This is a genomic window from Nocardia bovistercoris, assembly GCF_015674855.1.
GTDB classification, from domain to species: domain Bacteria; phylum Actinomycetota; class Actinomycetes; order Mycobacteriales; family Mycobacteriaceae; genus Nocardia; species Nocardia bovistercoris.
Map to the genome: position 1 here is coordinate 336,363 of NZ_JADMLG010000007.1, position 13,629 is coordinate 349,991.

The window sequence follows — 13,629 nt, forward strand, 5'->3', positions numbered from 1 at the left end:
ATCGGCCAAGTGGCCCCAGCCGAGGCCGGGCTCGCGGTGGTGTTCTCTCGGTCGACTCCGGGCCGGTCGCCACGGTCGCACAAGCGGTTACGGACGTGATGGGGTCCGCAGAGGTGGACAACCTACAAACGGTTGCAAGTCCTCACAGTCGCCGAAGCGGGCGACCGGCAAGGTCGAACCTGTAATGGTGGTCTGTCAGTCGATGGGTGGTCGTCCCAGCCGGCCAAGTGGTCGCAGCCGAGGCCGGGCTCGCCGTGATGTCCCCCGGTCGGAGCCGGGTGGGCGTCACGGTCGCCGGGGAGGTCTCGGGCTCGCGATGATGGTCTCCCGTCAACGCGGGGCGATCGTCTCGGTCGGCGGTGTCGTCGCAGGTGTGGTCGGACTCGTGGTGGTGGCCGCGGTCGACGAGGTTGTCGTCGGGGGTGCGGTGGTGGTCGTGGGAGTGGGTTCGACCGTCGTGACTTTGGTCGTGGTTGTCGTGGTCACCGGGGGAGGTTCCGTCGTCGTCGCCGGTGCGGACGTCACGGTGGGGAGCGGGTCCGGCGAGCCGACCACTTCGGTGCGCGGGATGTGTGCGGGCTGGGTGGCCACGGGACCGGGCGGGGGTGCCGGAACAGCCGTCTGCTGCGGCGGAATCGGGAGTTGCGCACCCGGCTCGGGTGGTATCGGCGCGGGTTCCCGCGTGGTGGGAGCCTCCGTGGGTGATACCGGCACGGCCACCGGCCCCGGGCCGGAAGTGGCACGAGTCGGTGGTAGCGGGCTCACGAGGACCGGCGCCGTCGTGGACGGAGAGGAACCATCGGGCGGCGCGGCGCCGAACATCGCCCGCGCGACGGTGAAGGCCGCGAGGATGGCGAGGACGGCCGCGGCTCCGGCCAGAAGTCGTCGGCCGCGCAAAGTTGCCGGGCGCGGATCCGCCGGATCGGATGTGGCCGGACGGAACGATATTCGGCCGTCGCCGGTGCGCGGAGGGACAGCGGGGCGTGCCGAGCCGGCAGAGTCCGGGCGATCCGATCCCACGAAGTCCACGCGAACCGGACCAACGAAGTCCGGACGAACCGGGCCAGCGGAATCTTCCCGATCCGGGCCGGCAGAATCCGGGCGAACCGATCCCACGAAGTCCACGCGAACCGGACCAACGAAGTCCGGATGAACCGGACCGGCAGAGTCTTCCCGATCCGGGCCGGCAGAATCCAGGCGCGGATCCGCCGGATCGAATGTGGCCGGACGGAACGATATTCGGCCGTCGCCGGTGCGCGGAGGGACAGCGGGGCGTGCCGAGCCGACGGAATCCGGGCGATCCGATCCAACGAAGTCCGGACGAACCGGACCGGCGGAGTCCGGACGAACCGGGCCAGCGGAGTCTTCCCGGTGCGGGCCGGCGGAATCCGCGCGAACCGGGCCAGTCGAGTCCGGGTGGCCGGGACCGACGGCGTCCGAGTCGTGGCGGCCGAGATCGAACAGGTCGGGTGCGTGTGGTTCGTTCTCGACGGGCGACGGTTCGCGACCGTGCTCGACCGTCTTCGGGGCCTGCGAGTCGATTCCGGCCGGTGTGCGTTCGGGGTGCTGTTCCTCGACAGGCTCGTCGGCCGATACGGATTCGCCGGCCGACGCAGGCCCGGGTGCGGGTTCGCCACCCGCCTTCGGGTCGCCGTCATCGGCCGAATCGGGCTCACCCGAGCGATCTCCGGCGGTCGCCGATCGGCGAGGGTCGGCTCGCGCCGCGTCCGTGCCGCCGAGGGCCGCTCGAATCTCCTCGATCTCCGTGGAATCGAGGGCGGGACCGACGACGGACTCACGCTCTGTGGTCGCGGATTCGAGTCCACGCGGCGTACTCGAATCCGATATCGTCGCTCGGGATTCGGGAGATCGCTCGACCGACTCCACACGCGCCGAACCGTTCGCGTCTTCGGTGGTCGATGCGTCCTCGTCCGAGGCTCCCGAACCCGCGCCATCGGCGCGCGCCGACTCGAACTTTTCCGGACCAGTCGGCATCCGCCCGTGAACCGCCTCCGACATGGACGAACCGGGCGGGGCGGGGGCGCTGTCCGAATGCACTGAGACGTCCCGAACCGGAGGCGCCGCCCGGTCCGGTGCCGCGGGGTCCGGTGCGACCAGGTCCGGCACCGCCACGTCCGGCACGGCCAAGTCCGGCGCCGCCAAGTCCGGCACGGCCACGTCCGGCACGGCCACGTCCGGCACGGCCACGTCCAGTGCCGCCACGTCCGGTCCGACCAGGTCTGGTGCGACCGGGTCCGGTCCGGCCACACCCGGTCCGGCCACATCCGGTGCCGCCACGTCCGGTCCGACCAGGTCTGGTGCGACCGGGTCCGGTCCGGCCACATCCGGTGCCGCCACATCCGGTGCCGCCACGTCCGGTGCCGCCACGTCCGGTGCCGCCAGGTCTGGTCCGACCAGGTTCAGTGCGGCAAGGTTCGGTGCGGAATCCGCGTATTCAAGCTCCGTCGAATCGGAGTGGTCCGCCGCGTCCGGCAGAGGATCCAAATCGGACCGAGATGACGAATTCGATGGTCCAGCTGAGACTTTCGGCGGGGAGAGCGCTGCCACATCCGTCTCCCCCGTGCCCGCCTTCGTCTCGGGATTCTCTGCCGTCGCCTCCGCAGCGTCCGGCCCAGCCGTCGCCTCCGCAGCGTCCGCCCCTCCCACGCTCGGTTCTGCCGTAGACGGCTCCGCCGGGTTCGCTCGTTCCGGGTTCGCCCCTGCCAGGTTCACCCCAACGGAGTTCGGCTCAACGGAGTCCACCCCAGCGGAGTTCGGCCCAGCCGTCGCCGCCTCCACTATGGTCGCTTCCGCCGCGTCCAGCTGTCCCGTTGACTTCCCCACCGAGTCGAAACCGTTCGGATCAGGTTCCGGCCGAGCGGAATTCACGTCGGCGGCTCGCGGCGGGGTCTCCGGCAATTCCGCGGCAGGTCGGCGCGCCGCGACCGGATCGGCTTCGGAGCCTGCGGGTTCCGCACCGGCACGAGGACGAGCGTGTGGTTCCTCGAGATGGGCCGTCGCGGCCGCCGGACTCGGTGAGCTGAACTTCGGTATGGGGTCGGCCGGATCCTGGTCGGCGGTGATCGGTTTGGTGGAGTGGGGTCGGCGCGGCTGCGGCGCGGGTGGGCGGTCCGGGATCGACACGGCGGGAACCGGCCCGGACTCGACGGTGAGCGCTTGCGCGGCCGCCTCCGCCAGCGCCACGCAGGTGGGATAGCGGGATGCGGGCTTCTTGGCCAATGCGGTGGCGATCACGGAGTCGAAGCCGACCGGAAGTTCGGGACGCACCGTGCGCGGACTGGGCGGCGCTTCGGTGAGATGCGCGGCGATGACGGCGGCTTGGTCGTCGCGCGGGAACGGATACCGGCCGGTGAGGAGGTGGTAGAGGGTGCAGCCGAGGGAGTAGATGTCGGCGCGGTGGTCGGCGGAATTGGTGAACCGTTCGGGGGCGGCGTAGGCGAAACTGACCGAGATGGACGTCAAGGTGACGGTGTCGTCGAGTGTGCGCGCGATGCCGAAATCACCGAGCAGCGCCCGCATCCCACCCTTCGGCAAGCGCTCTATCAGCAGGTTCGCCGGTTTCACATCCCGGTGCACGACCCCGTGGTCGTGCGCGAAATCCAATGCCTCGGCGGCGTCCCGGATCAACCGCACCGCCAGTTCGGGCGGCAATCCGCGCGGCGCCGCCTCGAGCAACGCACCCGCGTCACCACCGGTGACATAGCGCATGGTCAGCCAGAGCGCGGGATCGTCGGGTCCGCTGCGGTCGTAGACGGCCACGATATTCGGATGATCGAGGCGGGCAGTCAATTTCACCTCACGGTCGAACGCCGCGCGCGCCTTCTGATCGCCGGTGAACGAATCGGTGAGAAGTTTCAACGCCACCAGGCGATCGAGCCGAGGATGCCGAGCCAGATACACCGAACCCATGCCGCCGGTGCCGAGACATCGCTCGATCACATATCCGGCGAAATCCGCCCCGGCCTGCAACTGCACGGCACTCTCCGAGTCCACTTGCGGTGAGCGTCGTGCACACCATCCCTCATATGATGGGCGACGCGGTGCACCCTGTTACGCACCGCCCCCGTGGCAGAGCACTACCAGGGTAGTGCTCTCCGACACCTGTGTCGAAACGTCGCCTACGATCCGACAACTCACACATCCCTCACCACCGGCACACCCGGATTGTGGCGCGGCACCGCCGACGGTTTTTCGGTAGTTCTGCCCCGCGTCAGTGGATATCTTTCGTGCGGAACCGTCGGCTCGCGACCACCCAGCCATTCTAGAACCGACCGGTCCGCGCCTGTCACGCCGCCGCGCGACATGGCCCGGCAACCGCACCGCAGTGTTGACTTGCAGGCCCTGTGGATTTCACAATCCGCTGTCACACTGAGCCGCATGTTCGACTACGACGTGCTGGTTCTCGGCTCGGGTCCGGGTGGTCAGAAGGCCGCGATCGCCACCGCGAAACTGGGACGGCGGGCCGCGATCGTGGAGCGGCGCGACATGGTCGGCGGTGTGTGCATCAACACCGGCACCATTCCGTCGAAGACGCTGCGCGAGGCCGTGCTCTACCTGACGGGTCTGAGCCAGCGCGAGCTGTACGGGCAGAGTTACCGGGTCAAGGAGGACATCACCGTCACCGATCTGCTGACCCGCGCCCAGCACGTGATCGGACGCGAGGTCGACGTGGTGCGCAGCCAGCTCTCGCGCAATCGCGTGGCGATGCTGCCCGGACTCGGATCCTTCGTCGACGAGCACACCATCGAGGTGCTCGACGGGACCGGCCGCGAAACCCACGTCACCGCGGACAAGATCGTGATCGCCACCGGAACCCAACCCGCGCGGCCCGACGCCGTCGACTTCGACGGCGCCACCGTCATCGACTCCGACGGCATCCTCCGACTGGAACGGGTGCCGCAGTCGATGATCGTGGTCGGCGCGGGCGTCATCGGCATCGAGTACGCGTCCATGTTCGCCGCGCTCGGTTGCAAGGTCACGGTGGTGGAGTCGCGGGAACGGATGCTGGACTTCTGCGATATCGAGGTGGTCGAAGCGCTCAAGTACCACCTGCGTGATCTCGCGGTCACTTTCCGCTTCCGGGAAACGGTCGCGGCGGTCGAGCGACGCGCGCAGGGCGCGATCGCGATCATGGAGAGCGGCAAGAAGATTCCCGCCGAAGTGGTCATGTATTCGGCGGGCCGCCAGGGCATGACGGCGAGCCTGCGGCTGGAGAAGGCCGGGCTGAGCGCCGACAAACGCGGCCGCGTGACCGTCGACGAGTACTTCCGCACCGAGGTGCCGCACATCTACGCCGTCGGCGACGTGATCGGCTTCCCCGCCCTCGCCGCCACCTCCATGGAACAGGGCCGCCTCGCCGCCCACCACGCCTGCGGCGAACCGGTGCACGCCCTTTCGGCATTGCAGCCCATCGGCATCTACACCATCCCGGAGATCAGTTTCATCGGCAGGACCGAAGACGAATTGACTGCCGCCCGAGTCCCGTTCGAGGTCGGCGTCTCCCGCTACCGCGAACTCGCCCGAGGCCAGATCATCGGCGACTCATACGGCGTCCTCAAACTCCTGGTCTCGGTCGAAGACCGATCCCTGCTCGGCGTCCACGTATTCGGCACCGGCGCAACAGAACTGGTTCACATAGGTCAAGCCGTCATGGGCTGCGGCGGCACCGTCGACTACCTCGTCGACGCCGTCTTCAACTACCCCACCCTCGCCGAGTCCTACAAGGTGGCCGCCCTCGACGCCATGAACAAGATCCGCCAGATCGAACGCATGAACTGAGAACGCGATCACGCGGGCCGATCGGGTCGGCGCGCGAATCACTCTCCGGCGCGACCGATCACCGAGATGATCGCGACCACGGACCACACCGTCAGCAGGGCGGCCGCGAGACCGAGGGCATAGGGGCGATCGAGGATCGTCGGGTTGTCGGACATGGCGTCGCCGCGACCGAGTACCGGGGCGGCGAGCAGGAGCAGGGTGACGGTGCAGACGGCGCCGCAGGCGGTGGGAGCCCACCAGCGGGTGGGTAGGAGGCGGCGCCCACCGAGGCCGACGGCGGCCGCCAATGGGGCGAAGAGGAAGTCGTGCAGCAGGATTCCGGCGCTGAACCACAGGATCACCGAGAGCAGGGCGGGGGTGGGGAAGTCGAGGAGTGTGGTGGCGCCGTGCCAGGCGAGAAGGATTCCGACTATCAGGAGGGTGGCCCGCAGGGCGATGGTCACGGTACTACCTCTATTCGGGACAGCCATTTGGTCTGGAGCACGCCGGGGCGGTTGGGGGCGATGAGTCGACACGGGAAGCCGTGGTCGAGGTCGAGGGTCTGCCCGTTCACCGTGAGTGCGATCAGGGTGTCGCGGTCGGTCACGTGGCGGGCGGGCAGTACCGAACTTCGGTACAGCCCCGCGGTTTCCAGTGACTCACAGCGCACGTCGCCGCCGGTGTAGCCCACTTCGGCGAGCAGGTCGCGCAATCGGACTCCGGACCAGTGCGCCGAGGCCGACCAGCCTTCCACGCAGGCGATCGGCAGCACCGCGCCCGCCTGCGGGAGAGCGAGGAGTTCGGCGCGGCTGAACTCGCGCCGACGCTCCCCCGCGATGACGACCAGTCGATAGTCCGCGTCCCGCGCAGGCCCGGCGACGCCGGCCGAAACCGCCGTGCGGTTGACCGGAACCCCCTGCGGCCCTTCACCACTGCGCGGAGCGAGAACCGACACCCGACGCAGGAACGGCACGCTCTGCCCGGCGACGGCCACCGCGGCCACGGTCGCGGACACCAACGCCGCGTTGAGGACCGCGCGGCGGGAGATCCCGGATGCGGGCGGAGACTCCAGTGGGCGGCTCAGCGCGTCGCGGATGACGGGCAGTTTCACCGCGAGATGCACCGCGAGCGCGCCGATGGCGAGATATCCCATCGCGTAGTGCGCGGCGGGGAAGAAGAACTTCCACGGGTAGTACTGGGCGATATTCAGCAGTCCGGTGGTCAGTTCGAAGAACACCGATCCCACGAGCAGCGCGATCGACCCGCGTTCGGCGATCCACAGCGGCGAGCGCGGTCGCGGGCGATCGAACAGGCGCGGGTAGACCGCCCACATCTTCACCAGCAGCAACGGGATCGCCGCGATGCCGCAGACGACGTGGGTGCCCTGGGTGAGGCGATACAACCACACCGGGCGGGTCGGCCACCAGAACCAGCCGGGCGGATGTTGTATCCAATGGCTGAGCAGGCCGGTCACGAAGCACACCAGCAGCGCGATGCCGAGCGGCACGCCGACTCTGGCCGCCACCTCGGGGCCGCGCGCCGATGCCGACGGCCGCGGCCGCCACGACACGCTCATACGAACACCGCCGCGGGGAGCCGATCCATCCAGACGATGTGACGCCCGCTCACCTCGACGTCCGCACGCACTCGGAACCCGGTGGCGTCGGCGAGCCGAGCCGCCTGCTCGACACCGACCCGACTCCACGAGAACCACGGTCCCGCGGCGTCTTCGGTTTCGACGCGCAGGCGCTGGCGCACCATTCCGGTTCCCGGACGGTCGAATTCGACCACGGCGACCCCGTCGGCGGCGAGCAGTTCCCTGGTGCGGGCGAGCAGGCGGTGCGGGTCGGCGCCGATGCCGATATTGCCGTCGGCGAGCAGGGCGTAGGACCAGCGACCGCTGCCGGGCAGCGGTTCGAACAGGTCGCGGTGCAGGGCGGGCGCGCCGCGCGCTCGGGTGAGCGCCACCGCGACGGGTGAGATGTCGACGCCGAGCGCGGGCACGCCGCGCCGCAGCAGGGCCGCGACCAGCCTGCCAGGACCGCAGCCGAGGTCGATCGTCGGGCCGTCGCACCGGTCGGTCATGGCGGTGTCGGCGCGGCAGTCGTCGGCGCCCGACCAGCGGCGGGTCGGCAGGGTGCGCGATGTTCCGTCGGCGGCGCGGATCCGGCACGGCCCGCCGGTGAGCGCCTGGTCGAAGTTCGCGGTCACGACACCACCGAATGCCGGAGCCGATGCACGGCGTCCGCGAATCGTCCTGTCGCACTGTCTGCTACGCGCAGCGCGTCGGCGAACACATCGACGTCGGAGTGGGTCGCCAAGGTGCGCACGGGCAGCCCGCACGCGCGCACGGCGGCGCGGGTCAGCGTGCCGGTGCGCGGCGTCGACATCGGCACGGTGAGCAGTGCGCGCGCGGGTTGCGGCGTGGGCAAGCCGAGCGCCCACCAGCCGCCGTCGGTGGCCGGGCCGAGGACAGCGGCGCCGAAGTCGACGAGTTCGGCCGCGGCGGCGGTCAATTCGTCGGCCTCCAGCTGCGGGGTGTCCATGCCGATCTGGAGTACCGGCAGTGCGGCGCGGGCGGCGTCGGCGTGCGCGTTGGCCAGTCGCTCGCCGAAGGTGCGGCCGCGTTGCGGCACCACCGAGTACCGGCGCAGCATCCGGCGGAGTTCGTCGGAGCGCTCGGCCGCGTCGAGGTCTCCGGTGAAAGCGACGACACGGTGCTCGACATCGGCGGTCAGGACCGCGTCGAGGGTGTCGAGCAGTGCCGCGGCGGCCAGGTCGGCGGCTTCGGACGGGGTCAGCGGCGGCGTGAGCCGGGTTTTGGCGAAACCGGCCACCGGGGCTTTGGCGACAACGAGAAGTGTTGCGGCGATGGTCATTTCAGCACCGACCAGAAGTCGCGGGTGGCGCGCAGCGAACCGCGCAACGAACCGGACACCTTCGACACTCCCCCGGCGCGGGGCCGGTAGGTGATGTCCTTCTCGATGATTCGCCAGTCCGCGCGCGCGGCGCCGACGAGCAGTTCCAGCGGATAGCCGAACCGGGTGTGCAGCGGCCCGAGCGAGAGCAGTTTCGTCCGGCGCGCGACCCGCATCGCGCCGATATCGTGCACCGGAAGTCCGTATTTGCGCCGCAGCCGACCGGCGATCACGCGGTTGCCGAGGTGTGCGTGCCACGGCCAGACGCCGGGGCGCGTCGGGCGGCGGCGACCGACGGCGAGGTCGGCGCCCGCCAGGACCGCCCCGACCAGGGTCGGCAGCTCGCCGGGGTCCATGGAGCCGTCGCCGTCGAGGACGGCGACCAGTTCGGTCCGCGCGGCGGCCACCCCGGTCTGGACCGCGGCGCCGTAACCGGGTTCGGATTCGGCCACCACCCGTGCTCCCGCCCGGCGGGCGACGGCGGCGGTGGCGTCGGTCGAGCCGTTGTCGACGACCACGATCCGATAGCCGTCGGGGACGGCGGCCAAGACCTCTGGCAATGCTTCAGCTTCGTCGCGGCACGGGATGACGACGGTCACGTCGTGCCGCTGATCCATGCGTTGGGTCACCGTGTCGACGCTATTACCCCGAGGGCCGGAAATGACCGCGACACCGGTGACGAAACTCTGACATCACGTGCTGACTGGTCCACATGCTCGACGGAGCGCCCTATCGTTTGCCGAGTGCATGATCTCGACCAGATACCGCGCGAGCGAACCGCGCGGCGCGCCGAACTGGTGGCCGTAGGCGCGGCCATCGTGTTGGTTGCCGCCGCTTTCATCGTCCCGCGAATCGCCGGCGAACAGTGGCGGCTGTCACTCTACGCGGCGGCCGCGCCCATTTTCGGCAGTTGGCTGCCGCATATCGGGTGGGGCACCGTGCCCGCGATCGTCCTCGCCGCGGCGGTCGTGGTGGCGGGTCCCGCCGCGGCGGCCAGGTTGTCCTGGCCGCGCCTGCTGGTCACCGGATATGTCGCCGCGGTCGGCTGGGCCTTGTCGTTGGCGCTGGTCGACGGGTGGCGGCGCGGGTTCGCCGAGCGCTTCACCGATCCGAACGAGTATCTGCACGAAGTGCCCGGTGTCACCGACATTCCCGCGATGCTTCGCGGGTTCGCCGACCGGATCCTGGACTTCCAACCCGATTCGTGGACCACCCATGTCTCCGGGCATCCGCCCGGCGCACTGCTGTTCTTCGTGCTGCTTGACCGCGTCGGACTCGGTGGGCCGACGCCCGCGGCGCTGGCGTGCCTGCTGATCGGATGCAGCGCGATACCGGCGGTCGCCGTCGCGTTCGACGCGCTCGGGGTCCGCGAGCACGCGCGGGCGGCGCTGCCCTATCTCGTGCTCGCCCCGGCGGCGCTGTGGATCGCGGTCTCGGCCGACGCGATGTTCATGGCCGTCGCCGCGTGGGCCGTCGCGATTCTGGCCGTGGCCGCCCGCCGCGCCAGCGCTCCACTCGCGGTGGCCGCCGGAGTCCTGTTCGGGCTGACCGTCTTTCTGAACTACGGCCTGGTGTTGATGGCGCTGCCCGCCGTGGCGGTGTTGATCGCCGGAAAGACGATGCGGCCGCTGGGATACGCGCTCGCGGGCGCGGCTGCGGTGGTCGCGGCGTTCGCCCTCGCCGGATTCTGGTGGCTCGACGGCTACCACCTCGTGGTCGAACGCTATTACCAGGGCATCGCCACCACCCGTCCGTTCGCCTATTGGTGGTGGGGCAATCTCGCGGCCACCGTGTGCGCGATCGGACTGGCGAGCGTCGCAGCTCTCACCAGGGTCCCCGCTCGGTTGCGCGCGGGCGATCCGGCCGCGATCCTGATTACCGCCGCCCTGTGCGCGGTCCTGCTCGCCGACGCCAGTGGCCTGAGCAAGGCCGAGACCGAGCGGATCTGGCTGCCTTTCGACATCTGGCTGCTCGCCGCCCCGGCGTTCCTGCCGAGACCGGCGGCACGGATCTGGCTCACCGTGCAGGCGGCGGGCACACTGTTGCTCGTCCATCTGCTGCTGACGAATTGGTGAACGCATGCGCATACTCGTCGCCGACGACGATCCCGTGGTCCGCGAGGTGGTGCGCCGCTACCTCGAACGCGACGGCCTGACCGTCGTCGAGACCGCCGACGGCGCGAGCACCGCCGCCGCGCTGGCCGACGACGGCGCGGACCGCGTCGAACTCGCGGTGCTGGATGTGATGATGCCCGCGCCCGACGGTATCGAACTGTGCCGGGCGGTTCGTGCGGGCGAGCGTCCCGATATGCCGATCATCCTGCTCACCGCGCTCGGCGAGGAGGACGACCGAGTCGTCGGACTCGAGGCGGGCGCCGACGACTACGTGACCAAGCCGTTCAGCCCGCGTGAGCTCGCGCTGCGGGTGGCATCGGTGCTGCGCAGGTCGAGGGCGGCGCCGTCACCGGACCGGACGGCGTTGTGCGACGGCCCGATTCGGCTGCGCCCGGCCGCTCGCGCCGCCTCGGTCGGCGATGCCGTGATCGAGTTGACCCCGCGCGAATTCGATCTGCTCGAATTCCTGCTCCGCCACCCGGATACGGTGTTCACCCGCGAGGAACTGCTCGCGGGCGTGTGGGGCTGGGACTTCGGCGATCTGTCGACGGTCACCGTGCACGTCAAGCGACTGCGCGCCAAACTCGGCGACAACCATCGGCTGCACACCGTCTGGGGACGCGGCTATGCCTGGCGACGCGACGACGCGGAACCCGCGCATGGATGAATCCCTCGCGCAACTGATCGGCTACACCGCCGCGGGCTCGCTGCCGGTGGTGCTGATCGGCGCGGTCCTGCTGCGCCTTGCGGGCCGCCGTTCGTTGACCACGAGCATGGTCGTGCTGGTGCTGATCCCGATCCTGTCGGCGCTGACCGGGATGATCGCGGTCAGCGGCCTGATGTTCACCGCGGAACTGCACCGCATGCTCGTCGTGCTCGCGGTGGTCGCCGTGGTGACGGTGCCCGCCGCCGTGCTGCTCGGACGCGCACAGGCCCGGAGAACGGTGTGGGAGAAGCAGATCCGGGAGCAGGAACGCGCCGCCGAACGCACCAGGCGCGAACTCGTCGCCTGGGTCAGCCACGATCTGCGCACCCCGCTCGCCGGTATCCGCGCCATGTCCGAGGCGCTGTCGGACGGTGTCGTGACCGACGGCGCCGACGTCTCACGGTACGCGACCCAGATCGGCAGGGAGGTCACCCGCCTGTCCGGCATGGTCGACGACCTGTTCGAGATGTCGAAGATCAACTCCGGATCGCTGCGACTCGAGCTGGGACCGGTCGACCTGCGCGAACTCGTCGACGAGGTGTTGGCGGCGAACCGCAGCACCGCCGAGCGCCTCGCGGTCGCCCTGCACGCGCGGCACCCTGACACCGACATCACCGTCGCCGCCGACGACCGCGCGCTCGTGCGCGTGCTCACGAATCTGGTGTCCAACGCGATCGCGCACACCCCGCCCGGCGGCTTGGTGTCGGTCTCGGCGGGTTCCGACGACGGACACGCCTGGGCCAGGGTCGACGACACCGGACCCGGTATCGCCGAACACGACCTGCCTCGCATCTTCGATGTCGCCTATCGGGGCACCTCGGCGCGCTCACCGGTCGCGGCGGGCGGCGTACCGCCCGGCAGCGGAATGGGTTTGGCCATCGCCGCCGGGCTTGTGCACGCCCACCGCGGTGACATCACCGCCGAGAACCGGGAACAGGGATGCCGTTTCGAAGTGCGGCTGCCATTGGCTCGACAGCGGGTCGACGTGCCGATGTGACCGTGCCGCGCAGCGGTGCGAAGGCGAATTCCGCGAGTCCGTCGCGGGGCCGCACCCGCGCGGCGAATCCGAGTTCGCGCCGCGCCTTCGCCGGATCGGCCACGATATGGCGCACATCGCCCGGCCGGTATTCGCCGGTGGTCACCGGGGCGGGGCCGCCGCGCGCGTCGGCGAGCGCCTCGGCGACCGCACCGATCGTGATCGGTTCCCCGGAGCAGATATTCAGTGCGACGAACCCGCTCAACGGCTGTTCCAGGGCCACTACATTCGCGGCCGCGACATCGGCGACGTGCACGAAATCCCTGACCTGTGCGCCGTCTTCGAACACCCGCGGCGCCCGGCCCGCCTCCAACGCCGAACGGAAGATCGCCGCGACTCCGGAATACGGCGTGTCCCTCGGCATATCGGGTCCGTAGACATTGTGGTAGCGCAATGCGGTGACCGTGCCGCCGGTCGCGGCCGTCCACGCCACCGCGTAGTGCTCCTTGGCGGCCTTGCTCGCCGCGTACAGGCTGCGCGGGCGCAGCGGAGCCGACTCGGGCACGAGTTCCCAGTCCAGCGCCGAACCGGTAGCGGGGCAGCGGTGTTCGAAGCGCCCACGCTCGAGATCGTCCCGATCGCGAGCCATGACCTCCGTGATCGCACCGTGCGGCCCCCGGTACCGGCCCTCGCCGTAGACCACCATCGACGAGGCCATGACCAGCCTGCGGCACCCGGCCTGCGCCATGGCCGCCAGTAGAACCGCGGTGCCGAGGTCGTTGTGCCCCGCGTAGGCGGGCGCGTCCGCGAGGCTGACGCCCGCACCGACCACGGCCGCCTGGTGGCACACCGCGTCCACACCGCGCAGCAGCGGTGCGAGAGCCGCGCCGTCGCGGACATCGACGCGACGCACCCCCTCGGGCGCCTCCGCGCCGTCACCGTGCGCGGCGGGCAGCATCAGATCGACCGCGACCACCTCGTGCCCGGCCTCGGCGAGCGCCCGGTGTATCCGGGTCCCGATGAATCCGGCGGCGCCGGTCAGCAACACTCGCACCGAACCGACCTCCCGCCCTGTCGCACTGTTCCACCCATCAACCCTGCGTCGACGTTCATACGGTCATTCTGTGCGCCCGGCGG

General features: G+C 70.2%; 11 protein-coding genes. 4 read left to right on the forward strand and 7 right to left on the reverse strand.

Annotated elements, in window-relative coordinates; translation table 11 throughout:
- Positions 1-330: 330 nt before the first annotated feature.
- The gene (locus IT779_RS19215; RefSeq protein ID WP_196150711.1) at positions 331-4,014 is read right to left on the reverse strand and encodes a serine/threonine-protein kinase; all 3,684 of its coding nucleotides are present in this window, start codon (positions 4,012-4,014) and stop codon (positions 331-333) included.
- Positions 4,015-4,398: 384 nt separating this feature from the next.
- Between IT779_RS19215 and sthA the strand changes: the two genes are divergently transcribed.
- Positions 4,399-5,799 (forward strand): Si-specific NAD(P)(+) transhydrogenase, encoded by a 1,401-nt coding sequence (gene sthA / locus IT779_RS19220; protein ID WP_196150712.1) that lies wholly within the window; start codon positions 4,399-4,401, stop codon positions 5,797-5,799.
- Positions 5,800-5,837: 38 nt separating this feature from the next.
- Here sthA and IT779_RS19225 read toward each other — a convergent pair whose 3' ends face one another.
- The 5 genes from IT779_RS19225 to IT779_RS19245 are packed head-to-tail and all read right to left on the reverse strand — an operon-like array spanning position 5,838 to position 9,313.
- Positions 5,838-6,242: a hypothetical protein gene (locus IT779_RS19225; protein WP_196150713.1), complete on the reverse strand. Its 405-nt coding sequence runs from the start codon at positions 6,240-6,242 to the stop codon at positions 5,838-5,840.
- Complete coding sequence (locus tag IT779_RS19230; RefSeq protein ID WP_196150714.1) at positions 6,239-7,354, reverse strand: molybdopterin-dependent oxidoreductase; 1,116 nt, start codon at positions 7,352-7,354, stop codon at positions 6,239-6,241. The genes IT779_RS19225 and IT779_RS19230 overlap by 4 nt, the downstream gene beginning before the upstream one ends.
- Complete coding sequence (locus IT779_RS19235; protein WP_332838865.1) at positions 7,351-7,989, reverse strand: methyltransferase domain-containing protein; 639 nt, start codon at positions 7,987-7,989, stop codon at positions 7,351-7,353. The genes IT779_RS19230 and IT779_RS19235 overlap by 4 nt, the downstream gene beginning before the upstream one ends.
- Positions 7,986-8,657 carry a TIGR04282 family arsenosugar biosynthesis glycosyltransferase gene (locus tag IT779_RS19240; protein ID WP_196150715.1) on the reverse strand — a complete coding sequence of 224 codons (672 nt, stop codon included), beginning with the start codon at positions 8,655-8,657 and terminating at the stop codon, positions 7,986-7,988. Before IT779_RS19240 ends, IT779_RS19235 begins: the two co-directional genes overlap by 4 nt.
- Positions 8,654-9,313 carry a glycosyltransferase family 2 protein gene (locus IT779_RS19245; RefSeq protein ID WP_196150825.1) on the reverse strand — a complete coding sequence of 220 codons (660 nt, stop codon included), beginning with the start codon at positions 9,311-9,313 and terminating at the stop codon, positions 8,654-8,656. Before IT779_RS19245 ends, IT779_RS19240 begins: the two co-directional genes overlap by 4 nt.
- Before the next feature lie 126 nt (positions 9,314-9,439).
- On the opposite strand from IT779_RS19245, the gene IT779_RS19250 reads away from it, so the two are divergent.
- From IT779_RS19250 to IT779_RS19260, 3 genes are read left to right on the forward strand one after another with little or no spacing between them, the layout of a single operon-like run.
- Positions 9,440-10,771 carry a hypothetical protein gene (locus IT779_RS19250; RefSeq protein ID WP_408637770.1) on the forward strand — a complete coding sequence of 444 codons (1,332 nt, stop codon included), beginning with the start codon at positions 9,440-9,442 and terminating at the stop codon, positions 10,769-10,771.
- 4 nt (positions 10,772-10,775) lie between these two features.
- Positions 10,776-11,477, forward strand: coding sequence for a response regulator transcription factor (locus tag IT779_RS19255; protein WP_196150716.1), 702 nt, complete (start codon positions 10,776-10,778; stop codon positions 11,475-11,477).
- Positions 11,470-12,513, forward strand: a complete 1,044-nt coding sequence (locus IT779_RS19260; protein ID WP_196150717.1) for a sensor histidine kinase — start codon at positions 11,470-11,472, stop codon at positions 12,511-12,513. The genes IT779_RS19255 and IT779_RS19260 overlap by 8 nt, the downstream gene beginning before the upstream one ends.
- On the opposite strand, the gene IT779_RS19265 is transcribed toward IT779_RS19260, so the two are convergent.
- Positions 12,431-13,546: an NAD-dependent epimerase/dehydratase family protein gene (locus IT779_RS19265; protein WP_196150718.1), complete on the reverse strand. Its 1,116-nt coding sequence runs from the start codon at positions 13,544-13,546 to the stop codon at positions 12,431-12,433. The genes IT779_RS19260 and IT779_RS19265 overlap by 83 nt on opposite strands.
- Positions 13,547-13,629 lie beyond the last annotated feature (83 nt).

Excerpts from the sequence above, each read along its gene's own strand:
- IT779_RS19240 (WP_196150715.1), bottom strand. The coding sequence starts at position 8,657 with ATGACCATCGCCGCAACACTTCTCGTTGTCGCCAAAGCCCCGGTGGCC.
- IT779_RS19260 (WP_196150717.1), top strand. The coding sequence starts at position 11,470 with ATGGATGAATCCCTCGCGCAACTGATCGGCTACACCGCCGCGGGCTCG.
- IT779_RS19245 (WP_196150825.1), bottom strand. The coding sequence starts at position 9,313 with ATGGATCAGCGGCACGACGTGACCGTCGTCATCCCGTGCCGCGACGAA.
- IT779_RS19230 (WP_196150714.1), bottom strand. The coding sequence starts at position 7,354 with ATGAGCGTGTCGTGGCGGCCGCGGCCGTCGGCATCGGCGCGCGGCCCC.
- sthA (WP_196150712.1), top strand. The coding sequence starts at position 4,399 with ATGTTCGACTACGACGTGCTGGTTCTCGGCTCGGGTCCGGGTGGTCAG.
- IT779_RS19255 (WP_196150716.1), top strand. The coding sequence starts at position 10,776 with ATGCGCATACTCGTCGCCGACGACGATCCCGTGGTCCGCGAGGTGGTG.